21 protein-coding genes are annotated in these 22,726 nt (G+C 38.1%); 18 read left to right on the top strand and 3 right to left on the bottom strand.

Going from position 1 to position 22,726, the window contains the following annotated elements:
- Nucleotides 1-193 precede the first annotated feature (193 nt).
- From ACFXN8_RS19400 to ACFXN8_RS19390, 3 genes are all read left to right on the top strand, one after another.
- Nucleotides 194-1,927, top strand: a complete 1,734-nt coding sequence (locus ACFXN8_RS19400) for an ABC transporter ATP-binding protein (protein WP_386847320.1) — start codon at nucleotides 194-196, stop codon at nucleotides 1,925-1,927.
- Nucleotides 1,924-3,735 (top strand): ABC transporter ATP-binding protein, encoded by a 1,812-nt coding sequence (locus tag ACFXN8_RS19395; RefSeq protein ID WP_386847319.1) that lies wholly within the window; start codon nucleotides 1,924-1,926, stop codon nucleotides 3,733-3,735. Before ACFXN8_RS19400 ends, ACFXN8_RS19395 begins: the two co-directional genes overlap by 4 nt.
- A 183-nt stretch (nucleotides 3,736-3,918) precedes the next feature.
- The gene (locus tag ACFXN8_RS19390; RefSeq protein WP_386847318.1) at nucleotides 3,919-5,019 is read left to right on the top strand and encodes a lactonase family protein; all 1,101 of its coding nucleotides are present in this window, start codon (nucleotides 3,919-3,921) and stop codon (nucleotides 5,017-5,019) included.
- A gap of 226 nt (nucleotides 5,020-5,245) precedes the next feature.
- Here ACFXN8_RS19390 and ACFXN8_RS19385 read toward each other — a convergent pair whose 3' ends face one another.
- The gene (locus ACFXN8_RS19385; protein ID WP_386847317.1) at nucleotides 5,246-6,160 is read right to left on the bottom strand and encodes a LysR family transcriptional regulator; all 915 of its coding nucleotides are present in this window, start codon (nucleotides 6,158-6,160) and stop codon (nucleotides 5,246-5,248) included.
- A gap of 81 nt (nucleotides 6,161-6,241) precedes the next feature.
- Here ACFXN8_RS19385 and ACFXN8_RS19380 point away from each other — a divergent pair, with 81 nt between their 5' ends.
- The 9 genes from ACFXN8_RS19380 to ACFXN8_RS19340 all read left to right on the top strand — a co-directional run bounded on the left by ACFXN8_RS19380 (nucleotide 6,242) and on the right by ACFXN8_RS19340 (nucleotide 14,439).
- On the top strand, nucleotides 6,242-7,462 hold the full coding sequence (locus ACFXN8_RS19380) for an MFS transporter (protein ID WP_386847338.1): 1,221 nt from the start codon (nucleotides 6,242-6,244) through the stop codon (nucleotides 7,460-7,462).
- 193 nt (nucleotides 7,463-7,655) lie between these two features.
- Nucleotides 7,656-8,675 (top strand): ATP-binding cassette domain-containing protein, encoded by a 1,020-nt coding sequence (locus tag ACFXN8_RS19375; protein WP_386847316.1) that lies wholly within the window; start codon nucleotides 7,656-7,658, stop codon nucleotides 8,673-8,675.
- Nucleotides 8,672-9,460, top strand: a complete 789-nt coding sequence (locus ACFXN8_RS19370; protein ID WP_386847315.1) for an ABC transporter permease — start codon at nucleotides 8,672-8,674, stop codon at nucleotides 9,458-9,460. The genes ACFXN8_RS19375 and ACFXN8_RS19370 overlap by 4 nt, the downstream gene beginning before the upstream one ends.
- 178 nt (nucleotides 9,461-9,638) lie before the next feature.
- The gene (locus ACFXN8_RS19365) at nucleotides 9,639-10,022 is read left to right on the top strand and encodes an SRPBCC family protein (RefSeq protein WP_386847314.1); all 384 of its coding nucleotides are present in this window, start codon (nucleotides 9,639-9,641) and stop codon (nucleotides 10,020-10,022) included.
- A gap of 103 nt (nucleotides 10,023-10,125) precedes the next feature.
- On the top strand, nucleotides 10,126-10,659 hold the full coding sequence (locus ACFXN8_RS19360; protein ID WP_386847313.1) for a sigma-70 family RNA polymerase sigma factor: 534 nt from the start codon (nucleotides 10,126-10,128) through the stop codon (nucleotides 10,657-10,659).
- On the top strand, nucleotides 10,643-11,530 hold the full coding sequence (locus ACFXN8_RS19355) for a hypothetical protein (RefSeq protein ID WP_386847312.1): 888 nt from the start codon (nucleotides 10,643-10,645) through the stop codon (nucleotides 11,528-11,530). The genes ACFXN8_RS19360 and ACFXN8_RS19355 overlap by 17 nt, the downstream gene beginning before the upstream one ends.
- A 177-nt stretch (nucleotides 11,531-11,707) precedes the next feature.
- Complete coding sequence (locus ACFXN8_RS19350) at nucleotides 11,708-12,424, top strand: toast rack family protein (RefSeq protein WP_386847311.1); 717 nt, start codon at nucleotides 11,708-11,710, stop codon at nucleotides 12,422-12,424.
- 538 nt (nucleotides 12,425-12,962) lie between these two features.
- Nucleotides 12,963-13,598, top strand: coding sequence for a TetR/AcrR family transcriptional regulator (locus ACFXN8_RS19345; protein ID WP_386847310.1), 636 nt, complete (start codon nucleotides 12,963-12,965; stop codon nucleotides 13,596-13,598).
- Complete coding sequence (locus ACFXN8_RS19340; protein WP_386847309.1) at nucleotides 13,546-14,439, top strand: M23 family metallopeptidase; 894 nt, start codon at nucleotides 13,546-13,548, stop codon at nucleotides 14,437-14,439. The genes ACFXN8_RS19345 and ACFXN8_RS19340 overlap by 53 nt, the downstream gene beginning before the upstream one ends.
- 221 nt (nucleotides 14,440-14,660) lie before the next feature.
- On the opposite strand, the gene ACFXN8_RS19335 is transcribed toward ACFXN8_RS19340, so the two are convergent.
- The gene (locus tag ACFXN8_RS19335; RefSeq protein WP_386847308.1) at nucleotides 14,661-14,978 is read right to left on the bottom strand and encodes a DUF3888 domain-containing protein; all 318 of its coding nucleotides are present in this window, start codon (nucleotides 14,976-14,978) and stop codon (nucleotides 14,661-14,663) included.
- A gap of 298 nt (nucleotides 14,979-15,276) precedes the next feature.
- Between ACFXN8_RS19335 and ACFXN8_RS19330 the strand changes: the two genes are divergently transcribed.
- The 3 genes from ACFXN8_RS19330 (at nucleotide 15,277) to ACFXN8_RS19320 (ending at nucleotide 17,520) form a co-directional block, all read left to right on the top strand.
- Complete coding sequence (locus ACFXN8_RS19330; protein ID WP_376074284.1) at nucleotides 15,277-15,819, top strand: sigma-70 family RNA polymerase sigma factor; 543 nt, start codon at nucleotides 15,277-15,279, stop codon at nucleotides 15,817-15,819.
- On the top strand, nucleotides 15,803-16,909 hold the full coding sequence (locus tag ACFXN8_RS19325) for a DUF4179 domain-containing protein (RefSeq protein WP_386847307.1): 1,107 nt from the start codon (nucleotides 15,803-15,805) through the stop codon (nucleotides 16,907-16,909). The genes ACFXN8_RS19330 and ACFXN8_RS19325 overlap by 17 nt, the downstream gene beginning before the upstream one ends.
- Before the next feature lie 86 nt (nucleotides 16,910-16,995).
- Complete coding sequence (locus ACFXN8_RS19320; RefSeq protein ID WP_386847306.1) at nucleotides 16,996-17,520, top strand: tubby C-terminal domain-like protein; 525 nt, start codon at nucleotides 16,996-16,998, stop codon at nucleotides 17,518-17,520.
- Nucleotides 17,521-17,574: 54 nt separating this feature from the next.
- Here the strand turns inward: ACFXN8_RS19320 and ACFXN8_RS19315 are convergent, their stop codons facing one another.
- Nucleotides 17,575-17,874, bottom strand: coding sequence for an FtsX-like permease family protein (locus tag ACFXN8_RS19315; RefSeq protein WP_386847305.1), 300 nt, complete (start codon nucleotides 17,872-17,874; stop codon nucleotides 17,575-17,577).
- 316 nt (nucleotides 17,875-18,190) lie between these two features.
- Between ACFXN8_RS19315 and ACFXN8_RS19310 the strand changes: the two genes are divergently transcribed.
- From ACFXN8_RS19310 to ACFXN8_RS19300, 3 genes are all read left to right on the top strand, one after another.
- Nucleotides 18,191-18,628 (top strand): hypothetical protein, encoded by a 438-nt coding sequence (locus tag ACFXN8_RS19310; RefSeq protein ID WP_386847304.1) that lies wholly within the window; start codon nucleotides 18,191-18,193, stop codon nucleotides 18,626-18,628.
- Between the two features lie 272 nt (nucleotides 18,629-18,900).
- Nucleotides 18,901-20,583 (top strand): methyl-accepting chemotaxis protein, encoded by a 1,683-nt coding sequence (locus ACFXN8_RS19305; protein WP_386847303.1) that lies wholly within the window; start codon nucleotides 18,901-18,903, stop codon nucleotides 20,581-20,583.
- 370 nt (nucleotides 20,584-20,953) lie between these two features.
- On the top strand, nucleotides 20,954-22,576 hold the full coding sequence (locus ACFXN8_RS19300; RefSeq protein WP_386847302.1) for a right-handed parallel beta-helix repeat-containing protein: 1,623 nt from the start codon (nucleotides 20,954-20,956) through the stop codon (nucleotides 22,574-22,576).
- Nucleotides 22,577-22,726: the final 150 nt, after the last annotated feature.

Raw genomic sequence — 22,726 nt, 5'->3', positions numbered from 1 at the left:
TAAATACACCTCAATGTTGAAATAACATTGAGGTGTATTTTTTAGCTTGAACAACAGCTAAAGTTACCAAAACCTACATAAATAATCAATCATGTCCCAAATATTACGAGACCCGAAAATTAATTACCACTTGAGAATGATTTTCAGTTATAATTAAGAGCGAATGTGATTTAAATGGAACGGAGACGAAAGAATGCAAGCAATTAAACAGTTAGGAGCGTTTTTAGGGCCCTATAAATTTTTTACCTTGATTGCACCATTATTAATGGTACTAGAGGTAACGATGGATTTACTTCAGCCGACGATTATGCAGCATATGATTGATACGGGTATTGCCAATGGCGACAATCCGTATGTGCTGAAAATGTTCGTCTGGATGCTAATGAGTGCGGTATTCGGACTAGTTGGTGGGGTAGGCTGTTCCTATTATAGTTCAAAGGCAGCTATCCATTTTGCATCAGATGTTCGTCAGTCACTTTATGAAAAAATGATGACGTATTCGGCAAAGGAACGTGACACTTTTACAACAGGGAAGCTTATTACGATCTTAACGAGTGACGTAGAAAGTGTTCAACGCGCGTTTATGATGACGTTGCGTATTTTTGTGCGTGGTCCTTTATTATTTATTGGAGCCGTTATTATTGTTTTTGTGACAGCACGTGAGCTATTTTCTATACTTCTTATTATCGTACCGCTATTAATTATTGCGATGTACTTTTTCACAAAGTACTCGGGTGTCCTGTATCGTCGTGTGCAGGAGACAATTGATGGTGTCAATACGAAGCTTCAGGAGAATTTAGCGGGGATTCGTGTCGTTAAGGCGTTCCGTCGTGAAACGCAACAGATTGAACAATTTAGTGGGCTAAATGATACGCTGACGAAGCGCTTTATTACAGCCGAGCAAATCGTTGGGGTGCTCGTGCCGTTTACGATGTTTGTTGTCAATCTAGGGATTGTAGCAGCACTCTGGCTTGGTGCCATTAAAGTAGAAGCTGGTACATTACAGGTTGGGGTGATTCTCGCTTTTATTAACTATTTAACGATTATATTAAATGGATTGATGACTTCTAGTATGGTATTGATGCAAATAGCACGTGCTATTCCTTCGGGAGAGCGTATTGTGGACGTCTTAAATAAAGAAGTAGCGGTCAAGGAAGCGGAAAACCCCCTTACAGCGCCAATTCAAGGGGCGATTGACTTTCACAATGTGAGCTATCGTTATTATGAATCGGCGGAGGATGTCCTAAAAAATATTACATTTTCAGTAAAGCCCGGGCAAACGGTAGGCCTGATCGGAAAAACAGGTAGTGGAAAGTCAACGCTAGTGAAGCTATTACCACGATTATTTGATCCAACGAGTGGAGAAATACACTTGGATGGCAAGCCTCTAAAGGATTATGCACTTTCCACTTTACGCAAGCATATCGGCTTTACTTCTCAAAAAGCTTTGCTGTTCTCAGGTGCAATTGATAATAATATCCGTGTTGGTAAGGAGGATGCAACGTCAGTGGAATTACAGCAAGCTCTAGATGCAGCATGTGCCACTGAATTTGTGGACCGACTGGATAACGGTTTAGCGCATGAACTTACACAGGGGGCAACCAATCTCTCTGGCGGTCAAAAGCAGCGACTAGCATTAACGCGTGCACTTGTAAGACAGCCGGCTATTTTAGTGCTGGATGATACAACATCAGCCCTTGATAGTGCCTCTGAAAAACATGTCCAACAAGCTATTAGCAATCAATATAATGACACGACGACGTTTATCGTAGCGTCTAAAATTGCTTCTATTCAGCAGGCGGACCAGATTCTAGTATTAGAAGACGGCGAAATTGTTGGTCAAGGTACACATCAACAATTATTACAGAATAATAAATTCTACCAAGCAATTTACGCTTCACAGCAAAAGGCTGGTGTACAACAATGAGTCAAAGTCAACCAAAGCAAATGAATTTTGGACGCGGACCACGTGTGGCTGGGCCAGCTGAAAAGGCTAGAAATCAAAAAGCCACGATCAATCGAGTGTGGCACTATGTGAAGCAGCAAAAAATAGGACTTTATTTCTCTATATTTTTTGTAGTAGCTTCAACATTTTTAAGCTTAGCAGGACCGTACTTAATCGGACATATCGTGGATGAATATATTATGAAGAAAGATATTGCCGGTACGATTCGTCTAGGTATAGTGCTAGCAGTTATTTATACAGCTGCGTCTATTTTTACGTGGCTACAAACGTATGTCATGATCCATGTGGCGATGAAAACAATTCGCACATTACGACTTGAACTATTTAAAAAGCTACAAACGTTAACACTGAGATTTTTCGATCAGCGAGCACTCGGTGATTTAATGAGCCGTGTGACAAATGATATCGATAATTTAAATACGGCACTTGCACAAAGTGTGACACAAATCGTTTCGTCAGTCTTAACGGTAATCGGTGTTAGTATTGCTATGTTCTCGCTTAGCTGGCAGCTAGCAATCGTGACGCTGATTATAATTCCACTAATTGTTTTTACGACGAAGCAAATTGTTAAACGTAGTAGTAAAAACTATGTGGCCCGTCAACGTGATTTAGGGAACCTGAACGGGTATATTGAGGAAATGATTACGGGTGCAGAGGTTGTGACGCTTTTTGGGACAGAACAACAAACGATTGAAACGTTCCATAAACAGAACGAAAATCTCCGTAACTCGGCACAGCGAGCAGAAATTACTTCAGGTCTACTTGGTCCCATTAATAACTTTATGAATAATTTAGGTTTAGCTGTTGTCATTGGCACAGGGGCATTTTTATCGGTAAAAGGGATCGTTTCAGTTGGGGTTATCGCCGCATTTGTCACGTATACACGTCAGTTTTTCCGTCCGTTGAATCAGTTATCAAATCTTTTGAATACCTTCCAGTCGGCAATTGCAGGGGCAGAACGAGTTTTCGAGATTTTAGATGAATCTTCGGAAGTAGCTGATAAAATGCATGCCATAGATTGTCAAAGTCTAAAAGGAGAAGTGGCATTTCGCAATGTTTCCTTCAGCTATTTACCCGAGAGGCCAGTACTGAAAAATATTAGCTTCCATGCCAAACAGGGTGAAACCATTGCACTTGTTGGACCAACGGGATCAGGAAAAACAACGATTATCAATTTGTTAAGTCGTTTTTATGACGTCGATGCAGGGGAAATATTAATTGATGGTCAAAACATCGAGGATTATAAAATGGCAACGATCCGTCAACGAGTGGGTGTTGTACTGCAGGACACGTATTTATTTTCCGGAACAATTCGTGAAAATATTCGTTTCGGTAAACTTGATGCTACGGATGCAGAGGTAGAAGAAGCGGCGAAAATCGCGAATGCCCATAATTTTATTAAACATTTACCAGCACAATATGATACACCTGTTCAGGCAGGTGGGGCAAACTTAAGTCAAGGTCAACGGCAATTATTAGCTATTGCCCGGGAAATTTTAGAAAATTCAGATATCCTGATTTTGGATGAAGCTACATCCAGTGTGGATACGCAAACAGAGGTTGATATTCAAAAAGGTCTCCAGCATTTAATGCAGGGACGCACAAGCTTTGTCATTGCACACCGTCTAAAAACAATCGAAAATGCCGACCAAATCCTTGTTATTCAACAAGGTGAAATTGTGGAGCAGGGCAATCACGAGCAGCTCATGCAAAAACAAGGTATTTATAGTAATCTCCAGCAAAAACTATTGCTTGAGCAAGTGGAATAAGATAGAGATGGCTGTCTATTAAGTAAGCTTAATAGACAGCTTTTTTATTTTCCGTAAAAAAATAATGCTGCTCACATTATGTACTTAAGCTATTGAGCATTAGTAAAATAAGTAATTTTCCTGTAAACGGGGAATTGAATTCGTAAAAGAACCATATAAAGCTATAAAAGGAGGAAAGTTTATATGAACAAAAATTCCCCTGCAAGTGTAAGTATGGTTTACATGATGACAAATAATGAAGTCATGAATCAAGTCATTGCCTTTTACAGGGACACAAATGGAATGCTCGCCTTTGTAGGTGCCTATCCAACTAATGGTAGAGGTACGGGCATAAGGAAAGTCTCTGCAGCAACGCCAAACAATGGTGTCGATCCCCTGACGTCACAAGGAGCATTAACCTTATCCCGTGATGGTCGTTTCCTTCTTGCAGTGAACGCTGGTAGCCATAGTATCAGTAGTTTTATTATTAGTGACAGCGGTGCACCAGTTCTCGCGGACGTGAAGCCATCGGGAGGTGCACAGCCAAATAGTGTAGATGTGTTTGGTAATCTTGTCTATGTTGCCAATGTTGGGTATGCCGCGAACAATTATGCATCGAATATCATGGGTTTTCGTATAGATGAACACGGGCGCCTTACTCCTATTGCCGGCTCCTCACGTTCTCTCAGTACTTTCAATGCCGAGCCCGCTCAGGTTCTTTTCACACGTGATGGCAGTAAGCTTCTTGTAACCGAGTATACTTCAAACCGTCTTAGCGTTTTCAACGTAAATCAAAACGGTACGGTTACAGAGCCAATCGTAAATGATTCTTATGGTGACGGACCATTGGGTGCCTATTTTCTATCCTCTGGAATCCTCTTAGTTACTGAAGCAAGTTCAAATGCCCTTTCTTCCTATTCAATGAGCAATGACGGGATTCTTCATGTGATCAGTGGCTCCGTACCAAATGGATATAAAACCGCATGCTGGGTAATCACAACTAGAGATGAACGTTTTGCATTCATAACTAATACTTTAAGCGGCACCATTTCCACGTACCGAATTGATCCCAATGGTGCACTGTCAGTAGCGGGGCATATTACCAGTACACCAATAGGTACAGCTCCAGGACTGCCTATGGATGTTGGTGTGAGCAAAGATGGACGGCATTTTTACACCCTAAATGGAAATCAGGGAACAGTCTCCGTATTTGCAATCCAAGCGGATGGAAGTCTAGTTAGATTGCAGGTTGCTGCATGGACTCAACTCCCTTATTTTGGCTCGCAGGGGTTAGCGGTTCTTTGATTTTAAGTTGGGTGATGAATAAAAAAAGTTGGGTGATAAATTATAAAAGTTGGTTGATAAATTAAAAAAGTTGGTTGATAAATTAAAAAAGTTGAGCGATAAATAAAAAAAGTTGGGTGATAAATAAAAAAAGTTAGGCGATAAATTAAAGTTAGGCGATAAATTTAAAAATTGGGGCGATAAACCTTGAATTTGTTCCGATAAATTGCTAAAAGACCCTATCAAACTAGCTTCGTTCGATAGGGTCTTCTAGCAATGATTCAATTACATGTTTTAATTGAAAAATAGAAGATTGTTGATTCTCGTTCTTCTTGTAAATAAAGACAGTCTCTATTTCTTTATTTAACTTCGGCAAATCGTAATAGTGAATGTTGGAGTAGTTATAAAGGTCAATTAGTTTTGTATTTAACACTGCAATTGTATTGTCTATTTGTAGGAAATCAAGGATACTACTTACCGATTTTATTTCCTTCATCGTAAATGGAACTTGATTCTTTTTTAACCACTCTGCCATCGCCCGTGTATACATACAGCCTTTACTTAACACAAGGAGTGTGAAAGGAGAACGTTTCTCGAAATCAATAATATATGAATCGTTCGAAATGACTTCAAATGTTTCAGTTGCAATCCTGTCATAATTTAAATCAGGGTAGTGTTTAATAGGATTACTCGTCAGTGAACAATCCATTTCGGCATTATGTATTTTTTCATTTAAGGAAGTGCTTGATTCCACGGTGAAATCGACATCTAAAGGAATATTATTTGTCTGCAAGGCATTCATAATGGATGCGCCATAAATTTTAATCGTTGTATGGGAAGTGCCGAAGTTAATTTTTGAATTTGTTTGTGCCGAACCAATCTCTTGTAAAAATTCATCGTACTCCTGTGTCATCAGCTTTAAAAATTTTAAATAGTGTATCCCTACATCTGTAATCTTCAAGCCCTGCGGTGTACGCTTAAACACTTCCTGACCAATTTCAGCCTCCATTTTCTTCACTTTTGAGGTTAAGGCAGATTGCGTATAATTCGTCATTTCAGCGGATTTACTAAGATTTTGTCTCTCCAAAATTTCAATCTTTATTGCTATTTCTTCTATGTTCATGTTGTATGTCACACACCTATAAATTTTTTTGATAGCCACTATCACTTTCCTCCATTTTACGCATTCATAGGGTACGCGTAAACTCAAATATGTAAAGTAAATATGAATTAGTGTAAGAGCATAGGAGGAATTTTTATGAATACATATTATAAGTGGGTCATCGTATTAGTGGCCACGCTGTCTCAAACTGCGGCAACTTTCGTGACGTACGGCATGGGACCAATCGCCACGTTTTATCAAATTGAATGGAATTTATCATCGCTCCAAACAGGATTTATCGTCTCTGCCGTTAATATTGGACCCATCTTTTCGATGATGATGTTCGGCTATTTAATGGATAAAAAAGGGGAAAAACAAATCATCGGATGGGGTTCCATATTATTAGGGCTCTCGGCTTTACTACTCATGTTGGTCAATAATTATATGGTGTTGTTATTTTTATTATTAATCGTAGGAGTTTGGTACGGCAGTGCACAAACTGGGGGGAGTACGGCTATTGTAAAATGGTTTCCAGACAAACATCGCGGGCTGGCGATTGGCATTCGACAAACAGGTATTCCAATCGGTGGAGCGCTAGCATCAGTCATTCTCACATATATATACCATCATTATAGCCTGTCATTCGTGCATCTTGTACAAGGATTCGTAGCAATTGCTGGTGGACTGCTCTTTTTACTGATTTATCAGGAACCTAAAAAACGCGTAGCAGTAGCTGCAACATCTATCACTTTTAAAGAGAAGCTCACGGCCATTAAAAATAATAAAGATTTATATCCAATCTATATTGTAGGAATCGTGATGATGACCTTACAAATGATACTCGTTGCCCATTTTATGAGTTATTTACATCAAGAAGGAGGCTATACCTTAACAGAGGCAGGGCAATATTTAAGCCTAGTATTAATCGGTGGGATGATTGGCAGGGTGGCCATTGCTTGGATTAGTGATCAATTTTTTGCGCAGAAGCGGGAATATTTATTAATAATCGTGATGGTAAGTGCAGTGATTCTTACAGTCATATTGCCATTTATGCTACATGCTAAAATATTGATGCTAGTATGTTGTTTCTTATTAGGCTTCGTAGCGCTTGGCTGGTATTCATTGTTTATCGCCTGTGTGACAGAGCAATCGAATCCACAATATGTGGGGCTAACTGTGAGTGCTGCCTTGACGTTGAATCAGTTTTTTATCGTCATTGCCCCTTCATTATTTGGATTCATGGTAACCTTTTTTTCAAGTTATCAATTGGCGATGGACATTGTCGCAATAGTTGTCGCTCTTGGTGCAATAAATTTACATAGGGCGACCAAAAATACGAAGATTAGTCCAGAAATGCTGTAGTTCCTTGGAGATTGCTTCGTAAACAAACAGCCGATCAAATTCAATGAATGACTTAGATTATTCGGTTCACATTCAGTTCATAAATTTATTGTATCATCCGTTTATAGACAATTAATAAAATCTATAAAAAACTTAAAAAAAGGATTTCCATCATGAAAAATGAAATGATGGTAGTAAGTGAGGAGGAATAGTAATGGGGAATGTGAATAGAATGAAAAGCCTGTTAGAGAATAGTGAGTGGGCTATTGAAGCACGTGGCCTAGTCAAACATTTTGGAGAAAATCGGGCTGTTGATGGTGTCGATCTAAACGTACGTGCTGGCACGATCTATGGGGTACTTGGTCCTAACGGCGCAGGAAAGACAACTACCATCAGAATGCTAGCAACTCTTCTACGAGCAGATGCTGGATCGGCACGAATATTCGGTTATGACATAGTGAAAGAGCCACATATTGTACGTCAATTAATTGGCGTCACTGGTCAGTATGCTTCAGTTGACGAGTCACTTAGTGCAACGGAAAATTTAATTATTTTCTCTCGTTTGCTAGGATTGGGACGTACAGAGGCCCGAAATAAGGCAGCTGAATTACTGGAAGAGTTCGGTTTATCAGAAGCTGCTAAACGTCCTTTGAAAAATTTTTCTGGAGGTATGCGTCGTCGCTTGGATTTGGCAGCCAGTTTGATTGCACAGCCACCGTTAATTTTCTTAGATGAGCCGACGACGGGGCTAGATCCTCGTACGCGTAATCAAATGTGGGATACTATTCGTCGTTTAGTAGATACAGGGTCAACTGTCTTGTTAACGACACAGTATTTGCAAGAGGTAGATGAGCTGGCAGATCGACTTGCCGTTATTGATCATGGTCGAGTTGTTGCGGAGGGAACAGTCGATGAGCTAAAGGCATCTGTAGGTACATCATCTTTACATTTGAACATTCAAAATCCTCAGGAGATCATAGTTGCTCGTGAAACCGTAGAACAAATACTCAAAGTAAAAACTACAGTTACACAGGACATTGGGAAGATTACGGCCCCGATGTCAAATGTTGACGCAGTTACGGATTTACTGATCGCACTTCGTCAAAAAGGAATACAACTTGATGAGTTAAGTGTACAAAAACCGACCTTAGATGAAGTGTTTTTGACAATTACCGGTGAGAATGTTCCCCAAGAACTCCAAGGCTCTGAGCAAGGAGAGGGGGAAAGAGTATGAAAAGTCAATTACTAAAGAAGCCGAGCTTCAATCAATCTTTAAGAAATTCGTTAACGATGGCCTATCGAGGTGTATTAAAAATTCGACGTACACCTGAGCAATTGTTTGATGTAACGCTTCAGCCGATTATTTTCACCTTGATGTTCACCTACATTTTTGGGGGAGCCATTTCGGGCAATGTGGAAAACTATTTGCCAGTCATCATTCCAGGAATTCTCGTGCAAACGGTCATCACTACCTCAATCGTTACAGGAGTCCAATTGAGGGAAGATATGGATAAAGGGGTGTTTGATCGATTTAAATCACTACCTATTGCACGTATTGCACCACTTGCTGGAGCTCTCTTGGCAGATACGATTCGTTATACTATTGCAACTGTACTTACTTTTACTATGGGATATATCATGGGGTATCGACCAGAAGGTGGATTGGGTCACGTTGTACTTGCGGGGCTTTTAGTTATTGTCTGTGCCTGGGCTATTAGCTGGATCTTTGCCTTCTTTGGTGTCATTGCACGTACAGCTTCGAGTGTACAAGGAATTTCCATGCTCGTTCTGTTTCCACTGACATTTCTTTCTAATGCTTTTGTTCCAGCAGAGACTTTACCAAATTTCCTGCAGTGGTTTGTGAAAATTAATCCAATTTCACATCTCGTCACAGCCGTTAGAGAACTTGCAAATTCGGGAGCTATAGGTTGGGATTTGTCAGCTTCACTTATTGGAGCTGCCATTGTTGTAATCATTTTTGCACCACTAACGGTTCGTGCTTATATGCGTAGAACATAAAAAAGGCTAAAAGCGTGTTTTGATCAAGCAATTGTCAAAACACGCTTTTTATTGGATTGTTTGCGTAAAAGCATAGCAAAACCTAAAAACAAAAATTAAAGTTGCAACTGTTGTTGATTCCTATAATAGGATAAAATGATAGAAAAATACATGAATTCAGCAAACGGAGGATGCGATAATGGATAAAGACAAAAGTTCGATTTGGATTGATGCAAGTATTGCTGCAGTTTGGCGAGCAATCACAGAGGAACAGCTACTGTCGCAATGGTACGCCCCAGATTCAACTTTGGAAATCCCTAAATTAGAGGCTGGAGAAGAGATGATTCTCACGTTACTGCCGAATGAACATAATCAGCTTTCAGAAAAATTACCGATGGTGTTAACGATTAAAAATGTAACGCCGAATCAAGAGTTTTCGTTTTACTTAGGCATAGAAGAAACACTGATCGCTATTGTCTTAGAGGAAGAACAAAATGGCACCACGGTCACTTTTAATACGAACGGCTACGAGGCTTCTCTCGCTAACTTACAAGCTTTAGTGGAGGGAAATGATAACCTTTAACATGTAAGTTTCATGGGGAAATTTGATTTTTCCATGAAACTTTTTCATTGTTCATCAGTCTAACTGTAAATGCTTTTTTGTAAAAGCAAAGGGGGCGAGCAAAATGTTAAAAGAACAGAAGGACGCTCACTTAACTAGAGCTATGAAAAAGTACGGAGATTATTTAATACGAGTTTGCTATATATATGTACAAGATTGGACAGTGGCCGAGGATTTGGTACAAGACACCTTTGTTAAATATTATGAGAAAATGGAGCAATTTCGTGAAGAAGCTTCCATCAAAACATATTTATATCGAATTGCGATTAACAATTGTCATAGTTATCTTTCAAGCTGGCGTTATAAAAAAATACAAGTCATTGATTATTGGAGTAAATTAAAGAGCCTTTCCAATAATCCTGAAAAAGAAGTATTGATGGGAGAGACGGATGCATTACTAGTGGCATCGATTGAAAAACTCCCGACGAAATACAAAGATGTACTACTACTATTTCACTTTGCAGAGTTTTCCTTAAAGGACGTTGCAGAACTGCTAAAGCTACCAGAAAATACGGTCAAAACACGATTAAGGCGAGCGCGTCAAATGGTTGGCATCACGCTATTGGAGGAGGGATTCGAATATGGATCAGATTCGTAATGCCATCAATAATATGTATAAGGAAGGTACATTTACTCATGAAAGCCATGTAAAAACCTTCCGAAAAATCAATCAGAAAACGAAGAGGCGGACACCGTCGTTAACGCCAATTATCCTAACAGTAGTCGTATCAGGATGTCTGTTAATCGGTTTAAAGCTAATGCTATCCCAAAATGATTTCCAATCAACGACGTCGGCAATTATCGATTCAAATCTTTATCCAGAAAAGTCTGGAAAGGTTAAAGACTATAGCGTCTTAACACGACCATGGATGGTGATAGGGTTAGTTAGTACGGTCTTCTTATTTATTTTTGCATTACTTGCTTTCATGAAAAAATGGTTTTGGCGAGTACTACTATGTATCGTCATTATTATTGCCATTTTAGGGAATATGTCTGAACGAATTGGCTATCGCGTTTACGTACAAAATGAAGCGGAAATTCAAAATGCTATAAAATGGGGACCATTCCATCCTAATACTGTTAAAATGAATGGTTCAATAACGATACAACAGTATAGAATTGGTTATTTTTCGGAGAATGGCTTTCAAGGTATTGCAATTTTCAAGCATGATGGAAAAGGTTATGCATTGGATCAGTATATACAGAGCGAATTAGATACCATGGATGCTATTTATTTGAAAGACATCCACCATATTGTTATACCATTAGTTGAAAATCATAACATTGAAAAATTAATATTAGACACTGGGGCCGAGCGTATTGAGAAAGCAGTTGATTCGAATGATGCGCAATTAATATTAGTGCCTCTAAAATCAGAAATTGCTACTTCTCAATTGCTGATACATGCATTGGATCATAAAGGGAATACTTCTATTCTCTATAATGCTTCACGTATTTTCACCTATTAACAGCTACCCCGTATGAATATGATGTTTTCATACGGGGTTCATTTTTGACATATCCATGGAATGAGTGCTTACTACGTCTTAGGTCTTAGACGAATTTAAAGCGGAGGGTCGTTTTTATATATGAAAATTCCTATATAATGAATTTATTGGAATATTATATAGTGGGAGGAAATTACATTGAAAAAATTTATGGGACTTGGTTTGGTTATAGGCGCCTCATTAATTGCGTTATCGGGGTGCAACTCAGTCATACCAGGTAAAACCAAAGATGAAACGATCCTAGTAGAAAAGGATAAAGCAGAAAAGTTGGATGTAGAATTAAATCTTGGTATTGGAGAAATAACAGTAGAAAAAGGTGCCAAGGATTGGGTGGAAGGTACTGCTGAATACAATATTGATAAACTTGCTCCAAAAGTAAGATATGACCTACGCGGCAAGACAGGTAAAGTATCGATTGACCATAAAGGTTCAACTAGCGTGCGTTTAGGGAAAATAAAAAATATATGGGATATAAAATTGAATGAAGAAATTCCAATGGATCTATCAATCGAAACTGGCGCATCGGATGCAGAACTAGATTTACAAGGGTTGCAGCTGGAAAAATTAAATATTGACACGGGTGTTGGCGATCTCAAAGTGAATTTAGGCGGTGATTGGAAAAAAAGCTTCGAAACGAATGTTGAAACAGGTGTTGGGGACACTACTGTCATATTACCGTCAAAAGTGGGGGTAAAGATTACGACAGAAGCAGGCATCGGCAGTTCAAATATAGAAGGTTTCATTTCTAAAGGCAAAGGGGTTTATGTAAACGAAGCGTACGATAAAGCAGATGTAATACTAGAGGTGAACTCGGAAATCGGAGTTGGCGACATTACTTTTAAATTGGATAAATAAAGAAAAGTTTAGTAGGCTACTTTAAGTTGAGGTAGTCTATTTTTTTTGGTAGAAATATAGGGATAGTTGGCAAAAGCGTTGGCAAGAACGATTACAGTGCAAGATAGAAGAGCCAAAATCGTGGATAGAACAGTCAAAGTCATGGATAGAACGAATAAAATGCATAGAAGAGCCGAAATGACCGATTGAACGTCACCCCAACATTTGAAGCAGAGCCGCTTTGGTCTATTTATAAGGCTGTTTTTCCGAAGATTATTGTTGTTAAAACTAAAAGGCAGATTAAATCTACAAAACGTGTAGAATAAATCTGCCTTTTTTGTTATTTTTTGAATCGAAATTTAACTAAAGCCCCCCCTATAAGAACCTTGCTACATTTTATTGTAATAAGGCTCTTTAAAGTTGTTTGCACTCAAAAAAATTTAATACTAAAATTGTTTAATTCTTGTTCAACTAACATACTTGTTGACCTTTTAGGTAAATAAACGTAAAATAATATTGACCTAGTAGGTTAATCACGTTTCTTATAAAGGGGTGACAAATGTTGACAAAATTATTAGATTTAGACTCTCAAAGAAGGAACGCAATTCTAAATGCAGCGTTAAAAGAATTTTCATCACAGGGGTATGACAACGCTTCAACAAATGTTATAGCAAAAGAAGCCGGAATTTCTAAAGCCCTTATGTTCCACTATGTAAATAGCAAGCAGGAGCTTTTTCTTATTGTGTATGATTACTTCTCTGACCTAATTAAAAAGGAATATTTTGAATTATTGAATTATGATACAAAAGATATTTTTGACAGATTGCGTCAATCATATCTTTTGCAAATTAAATTATCGGAAAAGTACCCTTGGATTTTAGAGTTTAATAAACTTTCACGAACAACTAATTCCAACGAGATTAATGAGGAACTCGAAAATAGAACACGCAAAGAACATTCAAACTGTTGTCCTAAATTATTTGATGAAATAGATGAAGCTAAGTTTAGAAAGGAGCTGGATATAGAAAAGTGCAAACAGTTTATACTTTGGTCTAATATTGGATTTACTAATGAAATATTAGATGATATTAGAAATTCAGAAACTCCGGCTTTGAACTATGAACTCGTTGTTGAAAAACTCGATGGATATTTTGATGAACTTAGAAAAGTATTCTACACGTCAAGCAATGAATAATGGGGTGGGAAATGTACGTTCAACACGAAAAAAATATATGCCTGCACGTATCATTATCCTATTGGGACTTGTCCTTGTAGCACTAGTCATTTTCAATAATATAGGTAAAGAATCGACGGGGGAGGGATATGAGATGATTGATGCGCGTGAGCCGATAATTGTAGAGTTTCCTTTGAGAGGAGAATGGCACTCTCCTAACACGCCAGGGACAAAAATTCCGAGTCACGGCACAAACAAATTAGCTTCAAGATATGCTTATGACTTTATACAAGTGGATTGGGAAAGAAAGGGCTGGCCCGCCTATCGCGTTAGTTTGGCGCAATATCTACTTTTTGGGGTTCCCTTAGATGAATATTATTGTTGGGGGCAAGACGTATATGCTCCTTGCGACGGGATCATTGTGCAAGCAGAGGATGGTTATAAAGAACGAACACGAACAAAATTGCTTTCAGATATGTCTAACGCTTATAAAAATGCTCATTATTTCGACCCGAAGAAAGATGACATACAATCAGTTGCTGGCAACTACATCATTTTAGAATGTGACGACAATGTATATGCAGGATTAGTCCATCTTCAAACAGGGTCAATTCAGGTTTCAGTTGGTCAGCGTGTAAAAAAAGGCGAAGTTATTGGTAAAGTTGGTCATTCAGGTAACTCCTTTGCTCCACATTTGCATTTTCAGCTTATGGATAGTAGTGATATAGCTACTGCAAACGGATTGCCTTTTGCTTTTGAACAATACGAAATATTTAAAAATGGCATATGGGAAAAAGTAAATAATGGGATTCCAACAAATAAAGATAGAATAAGATTTCAAAAATCTGATGAATGGGAATAAATTGAAACTGCAAAATGGGGTACCGTCAGGAAAACGGGCTTAGAGTTGTAAATCCGTATTTTCCTGATGGTACCTCTAAAATCAAGTGCAAAGTCACGAATTCTTTCTAGTTCACTATTGAGCTATCTAGCACCGTTTGTTCCAAAAGAAAAAAGTTGTCATTAATGACAGCCTGGATCTTCTGCTAATGCACAGGTAGTTGAACAAAAACATTTAGAAAATCATCCTTCTACTTTAGTTACAGTAACCTCATCTAACTTTATATCAAAAGTTATAGTAACTGGACCTTCTGGTGGATTATGAGGACCTGAATAAGTATCATATTTAATCTTTATTGTAAAATCATATTGAGAATATCCTCCAGTATTTCGTTTGACTTCTAATATCTCTGCATTCCATAACCCATAACTGCGAGATGGGTACGTATTGTTTATCGCTTTCCTAGTATATGGGTCTAATAAAACTAACAAAGCATCATAAAAATCAGTATGTTTTTCCTCGCCACTAATATTAGTCTCTGCGACCACTTGGTAAGACAATGATAAACTCCAGAATAATAAACATATAACAAGTGAAATTAGAATCCGTTTCATATATAACACCTCTGAATTATTCTCCCTAATCGATCGCTTCGTTATTCCACTAAATTGCACCGTTAGCCATCCATGAAGCGCAAAAATCAGCTCTTCACCACAGAAAATGAAAGATGATTAAGTTCTTTCATGGAAGTTGAAAAGCAACAATATTTTCGAAAACAGCCATTTATAAAAAGAATTTTATCAAAGTGAAACCTTTTCATTGAGTTATTGACTCTAAGTATTGAAAGGAGGGAACAGCGTGGAACATGACTTATCAATCGTCAAACAGGCTATTGCAGGGAATAAGGTGGCTTTTGAGCAGCTACTTATTCTAGAGGAAGAAAAATTATTTTATACTGCGCTTTCTTATGTTGGCCAAAAAGAGGATGCTTTGGATGCGATTCAAGAAGCAGCGTGTAAAGCCTTTCTAACCGTTCATCAGCTAAAGCATCCAGAATTTTTTTCTACATGGCTGTTTCGAATTTTAATACATGAGTGCTACCGGTTACTAAAAAAAGGGAATAAAATCATCCCCTATGAAGAAAGTGAATTATTAAATCGTTTACAGGAGCAAGAAAATGTTATGGCGAATCCAATCGATTTATCGGAATCCATACAGCAATTGAATCATTCTCAGCAAATGGCCATCATTTTATTTTATTATCACGATCTACCGATTAAAGAAATTGCAGAAATAATGGAAAAGCCAGTTAGCACGATTAAAACGTATTTGCATCGTGGAAAAAAACAGTTAAAACGAGAATTAGAAAGGAGTGCAACGTTCAATGAAAAAGTCATTTAATGAAAACGGACCCCTTCCAGAATTCCCAAGAGATGAGGTACGAGCAGCAATTGCCAAAGGAATACAACAAGCAGAGGAGCAAATAAATATGACTCAAACACCTGTACAAATGAAAAGAAAAAGCAAACGTAAACCATTATTATATGTAGCAAGTACCGCAGCCGCATTTAGTATTATGATAGGTTCCGCAGCATATGTATCACCAACATTTGCAAGCACATTATCACAGCTACCAATCGTCGGTTCGGTATTCGGTAACTCTGGTTTACCTGGGTTAAAACAGGCAAGTGAACAAGGGTTAACAAGCACTATTGGAGAAAAGCATACAATTAACGGTATTTCAGTAACGGTAGATGAAGTCCTTTATGACGAATCAAATATTACGGTAGGATTTACAATTGATTCTGAAATGGAATTAAGTAATGAATACTTTGGTGCAGGGCTTGATTTCACTATAAATGGTAAAAATCCTGATGCGAGTTCTGGTTCCTATGGTGAAAAAGTTTTAAGTCCTACAGTTCGTACAGGTATCGCGACATTTGATGTGAAGGACAACATGCCAGATTCCTTTGAAATGGGCTTAGTGCTGGAAGGCAAAGGAGGGGAAAAATGGGATTTCAAAGTGCCAGTTAAAAAAATTACGGATATTGTTTATGTTCCTGTAAACCATAAGCAACAAGCAGAGGGCATTCAACTGGATGTGTCCAAAATTTCATTCAGCCCATCAGGTATAGCAATTGACTATAAAGCTACTGAAAAGGGGACAATTGATAATTCACAAGTTGGTGCATCGTTTATAGAATTCCATATTACCGATCAGAATGGCAAGGAAATTACATCGCATTCAGGTGGAGGAGAAGGTCATTTCGATAATGATGTATGGAACTTTAGTAGTACCAAGTCCTTTGACCCGATTTCAGACGATGTTCAAAAATTAACGATTACCCCATATTTAATGCTTCCTTCAGGCGGAGGCGGTGTACAGACTGATAAGGATGGCACAGAAACAAAAATACCATTCGATAAGTCATCACTAAAAGAAGTGAAGTTCCAACCATTCACAGTAGAAGTTCCTAAACAAAATAAATAAAACATCAAGCGCCAAATACAACCTTTGTATTTGGCGTTTATTTTATGTTAGTTTATAGGAAGCAACTGAATGAAGGAGCGAACGGATTGAAGATTTATACATATAAACAACCAGCGGTAATTGAATCAACAGAGGCAGTATCAATTTTAAATGAAGCGGGGGAATTATCGTCGACTGTCCAACGTGTTTATTCGAATGGACTGAAAAAGGCATTTGACCGCACAATGGACTATCGCTATTTTGTACGTTTTGATGTCAGTGATGTCGCTGGTCAGCCTCTTTTCACATGTAAGAAGATGTCGCGTCGTGGTCGAGTTCATTTCAAAGGGAAGGATTTCGTTACAGGCAAAGAGTATATGATTGCCTATGATGGCTGGCAAATTATGATTCCTGACTTAATCATCACGGATGATGTCCAAACAATAAAACTCAACAAGGAAATGGAAGACTGGTCCGTATTTTCTCTAGAAGATCAACCGATTGCACGTTGGCAGGCTATTTTTTGTGAGACTCATTTTGAGATTACCTTGCAAATTGAAGATAACAGCCCAATACAGCATGAAGCCTTTTTTATTGCGATTGGACAGGCAGTGTTGTTTGTAGGAGCGTAAGATGTCGATAAATTTGAAGAAGTTTCCGATAAAATGAAAAAGTTGGGCGATAAATCAGAAAAATAGGGAGATAAACTGAAAAATTTGTGCGAAAGTAGCGCCTAAAAAGACGATACTCGTAACGCCTAATGTAACGAAGTCATAAGATCCTTCGTCAATCGTGAACATTAATTTTGTAACTAGAAGTTCAAGAAATGTCCCTACTGCCAGTCCATAAAGTACAAAGGATAACACTTGTGTCAAAATCAGCTTGATTAATCCACTTGGTGAAAGACCAATAAGTCGCTGAATCGCATAATCGCCACGTTTTGAGTGAGTATATAAGTTGATTGAAGTGGAGACAGGGCGACTCATCGGACGCCTCCAGGAAAGTGCTCAGTCGGAACAGAAATCAACCCTACTTTATGCTGTTGTTACAATTTATGGTTAAAAATGATTTGTTGCTATAATACCATTAATTGGTGGAAGTGATGGAGGTTTAAGAGGAAAGACGAAAAATAACTAACTAGAAGCATTTTAGAATAAAGGTACAAGATGAAACTAATTGCTGTATATAATGTGCGTATTTTAGGTCTCCTCTTTTTAGTAACAATAAAATAGAAAAATATTGAAGGAATTCATCTATCTTTAATAGAAGGTCATATAGACACAAAAATAAAGGGGTGATTCGTTGCGATTAACGAAAGGGATTTCAGGTTTTGATGCAGACCATCTTATCGAACAGGATATGCGAACTTTCCAGTCGATGGTTTATCATTTAGTGACAAGTGAACAACGAGCAAAAGCTGTACAATTTATTAATCAGCCTCATTTTGTTTATATGCAAGCAGTGATTCAACTGGAGGATGAACGTTTGACGATTCTTCACCATAGGCTAATGCCTTATATTGCGTTTGCTAAGTTCGATGAAGAGCTAACCTTTCAATTTTTAACGAAAACTCACTTACACAAATATTTTCCGATGCGTAAATGCCTTACTGCCGATACACTAAATACATTGTTGATGCAGGATAAGGAGTTGCACAGTTTATCTGAGGTGGAATGGAAATACATTTCACACTTTGATAGTAAAACAATTGGAGATGTTATCTTTAACTATTGGGATTAATATTTAAATAGAAGGAACAGCATATTTTTTATGACTGTTCCTTTTTATGTGTGTCAAAAGTGCTATTTTAAGTTTTGGGCTAGTCCATCTGTTTTATTTTCCGGATTGTATAATCTGCTATAAATTACATAAAAATTAGCTAGTTATTTCATTTAATGTAGAAAAAATTCCTGATACATCCAAGTTCTTCATTAAAATGGTAGATTACTAAGGGTATTCAAATTATGACAAAGCACATTTAGGTTTGCATTGGAAAATAAGGAGAATTTGAAATGGATTTTAAGTCTATTAGTAAAAGAATTGTTTTTTCATTCAGTATTGTAATAGCAATAGTCGTTTTATTCATTGGTTACAATTACTACGCAGTAAAACAAAGCAATAGCGCAACGGAACACATCGTTGATGAAGAAATGCAATTACTAATTGCAGATTATGAGCAAGCGCAAACGATTGCGCTAAGAATTGCTGCAGCTAGAGGGTATGTACTTTCTGGCGAAGAAAAGTATAAGAAGCTTTTTGAAGATAATGTAGTGCGTGCTGTCGAGAACGAACAAAAGCGTTTAGCAATAACGAAGTCAGGCGATTTCAGCAAGTTTGCGGAAATGGCGAAGGAATGGAGTAGCTATGTTGAAAAAGAGGTACTTGATGTTTATGATCGAGGTCAGATTGAACTAGCTACGAAAAATTTAGCTTCTATGAGTGAAAAGGCGACGGAAATACGTGAAGGCTATGAGGGATTAGCCGAACATCGTAAGCAATCGATTAATTCTTTAGGCGCAGATAATATTAAAGCAGGAGAGACTAAACAGCTGACAGGTATTATCGTTGGAATTGTCATTGTTATTGTGTCGATTATGATTGCCTTGTTAAGTGCTCGAATGATTTCAAGACCAATCATCGCAGTGACAAATCGTATGCAACGAATTACTGAAGGTGATTTAAGTGAGGCCGCTCTTGTTGTGAAATCCAAAGATGAGGTAGGACAGCTTACAGAAGCGACTAATAAGATGTCCGATATTTTGAATCGTTTATTAAAGCAAATTCAAACAGTATCTAATGACGTAGCTGCGCATAGTGAAGAGCTTATGCAATCATCGACAGAAGTGAAAACGGGCACGGAACAAATTGTCGATACAGTTACTGAAATTGCAAGTGGCACAGAAGTGCAGGCGAGTAATGCATCAGATGTGGCGACAACAATGACAGAATTTACCTTAAAAATGACAGATGTCAATAATAGTAGTACAGATGTTCAGCAATATTCACAAAATGTCATGGCTTTAACGAAAGAGGGCCAAGGTTTAATGGACGCATCTACTGCGCAGATGACATCCATTCATCATATTGTGAAGGATTCTGTTTATAAGGTTGATGAACTTAGTAAACAAACACAGGAAATTTCAAAAATCGTAGCTGTAATTCAGGATATAGCTGCACAAACGAATTTACTAGCTCTTAATGCAGCTATCGAAGCGGCTCGCGCAGGGGAGCATGGTAAAGGATTTGCGGTCGTTGCAGATGAAGTACGTAAACTCGCCGAACAAGTAGCCGTCTCAGTAGACGATATAACGGGGATTGTTCAAAAAATTCAACACGATTCTGACACGGTGACATCCTCACTGGAAACTGGCTATCAAGAGGTTGAAAAAGGTACGGCTCAAATCGCATCTACAAATGAAACATTCAACCAGATTGCAGAGGCTGTTTACTCAATGTCAACGAACATTGATAGTATGACGACAAAGCTAGAAGAGGTCGTACAAAATACGGTTACGATTAATAAATCAGTAGACGAAATTGCCGCTGTATCAGAACAATCTGCTGCAGGCATCCAAGAAACTTCAGCCACGATTGAACAAGCAGCAAGCTCAATGGATGAAATCAAAAATAGCTCAGGCAATTTAGCGGACATGGCAGAAAATCTAAACGACCTTGTTAGGAAATTTAAATTGTGATTAAGTCTAGTTGAATTTCGAACTTGCATCTGATGTGGAATCAAAGTAGTACAATCAGTAAATGCTACATCGAACAAAAGCAACAGACGAAACATAAGAAAATTGAAAATCGGTTAAACCAGCAATTGACGAGAAAATCGTGTGATTGCTGGTTTTATTTTATATTTAATTCAGAAGGAAGTATGCAATTTAGGAATTATATAATAGTACCCTTCCTTAAAAAATAGTATTGCCGTCTTATTAAAAAAGTACCGGTTGTAATTTATTTATACAAAATTGAATAATTGGAAGTTCAATGGGGCTATAAATAAAATAAAACCGACAATTAATTTCATGATTTCATGAAAAAGCTTCGATAAGGAGTGTGGAGATGGCGACACTTGTTGTAAAGAGAGGTATTATGCACAAATACCAAAGCATTGGGCAGGCGATTCAAGAGGCACAGCCGGGAGATTTTATTGAAATCCGGGAAGGGATCTATGAAGAAAGCTTCGAAATTTCTAAAAGGCTTACACTGTATGGAGTAGGGAATGTGACCATTAAAGGTGGCGTGTTTATCCGCTATCAGACACTTGTCAATATGCGGAATTTGCGTTTTACTCAAGGGCAGGGTATTTATGTAAAGGGAGATTTACAGCTAGAAAACTGTGTCATTGAGCAACAAATGGTGCAAACACAAGTAACCGTAAGCTTCGGAAGTCTAATGATGAAAAATGTTGATGTTTTAGCGAGCCCTGTCAATCATGTTGGCTTACGTATTGATAATGGTTCAAGTGTTATTCTAGTGGATACGACTATCCAGCATCATGTGAAGGCTCAAATTATGGTGCAAAATAGCGAAATAGCATTGACAAATTGCATGTTGTTGGAAGGGTACGCGAATGGTATTTATGCAATACAGGATGTGAAGATGGAGATGATGGATTGTGAAATTCATGGACATCCAAAGGCGCAAATTGTTGCAGCTTCCAGTTCAATTTCAATGATGAATACACTTATTCACCAAGGGCAAGATGTAGGGGTGCAAGTTTTCGATAGCTCGAAACTAACGATAGATGGCTGTGAAATCAAGCAACATCAAGACACGCAACTGGTTGTTCATCAAAGTGAGTTGTTAATGACGGATTCTATCTTTTCTGATGGGCAAGGGAATGGCATTTTTCTTGGGGAGAAATCTAAGGCGATATTGTACGATTGTAAAATCCATCGACATGCGAAGTCGCAGTTATTAATTGATAATAGTAAAGTGGAGTTTCGTACATGTAGGATAGATGAGGGAGAGGCAACAGGAGTAACGATTGTCAACGAAGCCGATGTATCGATGACAGAGTGTGATCTCCAAGAACATCCGCAATTTCACTTTATTATCGACTCAAGCGGGCTAATGCTCAATCAGTGCATGATTCAATTTGGGCAGGCTGGTGGTATTTATGGTAATGATCACGCCAAGATTACGCTTCAGAACACCATAATTCGAGAGCTCGAAAGTCATCATATTTATATCAATAACGCTCGACTCTTTACTGATAATTGTACTTTTGAACATATTAGCGGGAATGCGATTACTTGTATTGATGCTATTTTTGAAGTTGCGAATAGTGAATTTAAAAACTGTTATGAAGGCCCGCATACAATCGTTTGGTCTGATCAGTCAATGGGACGTATTGAGCATTGTACGATTGATGAGGCAGATCGTCCATTTTTAGCGATGTCCAATCAATCTTTACTTGAGATGGTGTACACAGATCTATCTACTGTAAAAATACCCGCTATTGTACAGGGGAAGAGTCAATTATTTATCGAAGGGTATACGAACGAGACAATGTGGAAGTGTGATGCATCGTCGAGAATAGTTTATTTGCCAGTTATTACAAGCGACAAGAGAAAGCGAGTAAATCGAGCAGAAGTTATGAATATCCAAATACTGGACGAAAAATCACGAATGCCGGGTGGGAATTTACAGAAACTTAACATAATACCACCAGGTAAATAATGTTAATAAAACAGTGTAGTAATCGAATAAAGAAGTAGGATAAGTAGTTTCAATTACACACGTGTTGATTAACCAAAATTATACAGTCGTTGAATGATTTATGTCCCAATGAAACATCAGGATTTCTTTCACCCTAATTCGCCATTCCAG

It is taken from the genome of Lysinibacillus sp. NPDC059133, from assembly GCF_042755925.1.
GTDB lineage: Bacteria > Bacillota > Bacilli > Bacillales_A > Planococcaceae > Lysinibacillus.
This window is presented reverse-complemented; position numbering and strand designations above follow the sequence as displayed.

What these genes read in the sequence shown, in the direction of transcription:
- ACFXN8_RS19400 (WP_386847320.1), top strand. Translation starts at nt 194, where the DNA reads ATGCAAGCAATTAAACAGTTAGGAGCGTTTTTAGGGCCCTATAAATTT.
- ACFXN8_RS19395 (WP_386847319.1), top strand. Translation starts at nt 1,924, where the DNA reads ATGAGTCAAAGTCAACCAAAGCAAATGAATTTTGGACGCGGACCACGT.
- ACFXN8_RS19390 (WP_386847318.1), top strand. Translation starts at nt 3,919, where the DNA reads ATGAACAAAAATTCCCCTGCAAGTGTAAGTATGGTTTACATGATGACA.
- ACFXN8_RS19375 (WP_386847316.1), top strand. Translation starts at nt 7,656, where the DNA reads ATGGGGAATGTGAATAGAATGAAAAGCCTGTTAGAGAATAGTGAGTGG.
- ACFXN8_RS19370 (WP_386847315.1), top strand. Translation starts at nt 8,672, where the DNA reads ATGAAAAGTCAATTACTAAAGAAGCCGAGCTTCAATCAATCTTTAAGA.
- ACFXN8_RS19365 (WP_386847314.1), top strand. Translation starts at nt 9,639, where the DNA reads ATGGATAAAGACAAAAGTTCGATTTGGATTGATGCAAGTATTGCTGCA.
- ACFXN8_RS19360 (WP_386847313.1), top strand. Translation starts at nt 10,126, where the DNA reads ATGTTAAAAGAACAGAAGGACGCTCACTTAACTAGAGCTATGAAAAAG.
- ACFXN8_RS19355 (WP_386847312.1), top strand. Translation starts at nt 10,643, where the DNA reads ATGGATCAGATTCGTAATGCCATCAATAATATGTATAAGGAAGGTACA.
- ACFXN8_RS19345 (WP_386847310.1), top strand. Translation starts at nt 12,963, where the DNA reads ATGTTGACAAAATTATTAGATTTAGACTCTCAAAGAAGGAACGCAATT.
- ACFXN8_RS19340 (WP_386847309.1), top strand. Translation starts at nt 13,546, where the DNA reads ATGGATATTTTGATGAACTTAGAAAAGTATTCTACACGTCAAGCAATG.
- ACFXN8_RS19325 (WP_386847307.1), top strand. Translation starts at nt 15,803, where the DNA reads ATGAAAAAGTCATTTAATGAAAACGGACCCCTTCCAGAATTCCCAAGA.
- ACFXN8_RS19315 (WP_386847305.1), bottom strand. Translation starts at nt 17,874, where the DNA reads ATGAGTCGCCCTGTCTCCACTTCAATCAACTTATATACTCACTCAAAA.
- ACFXN8_RS19305 (WP_386847303.1), top strand. Translation starts at nt 18,901, where the DNA reads ATGGATTTTAAGTCTATTAGTAAAAGAATTGTTTTTTCATTCAGTATT.
- ACFXN8_RS19300 (WP_386847302.1), top strand. Translation starts at nt 20,954, where the DNA reads ATGGCGACACTTGTTGTAAAGAGAGGTATTATGCACAAATACCAAAGC.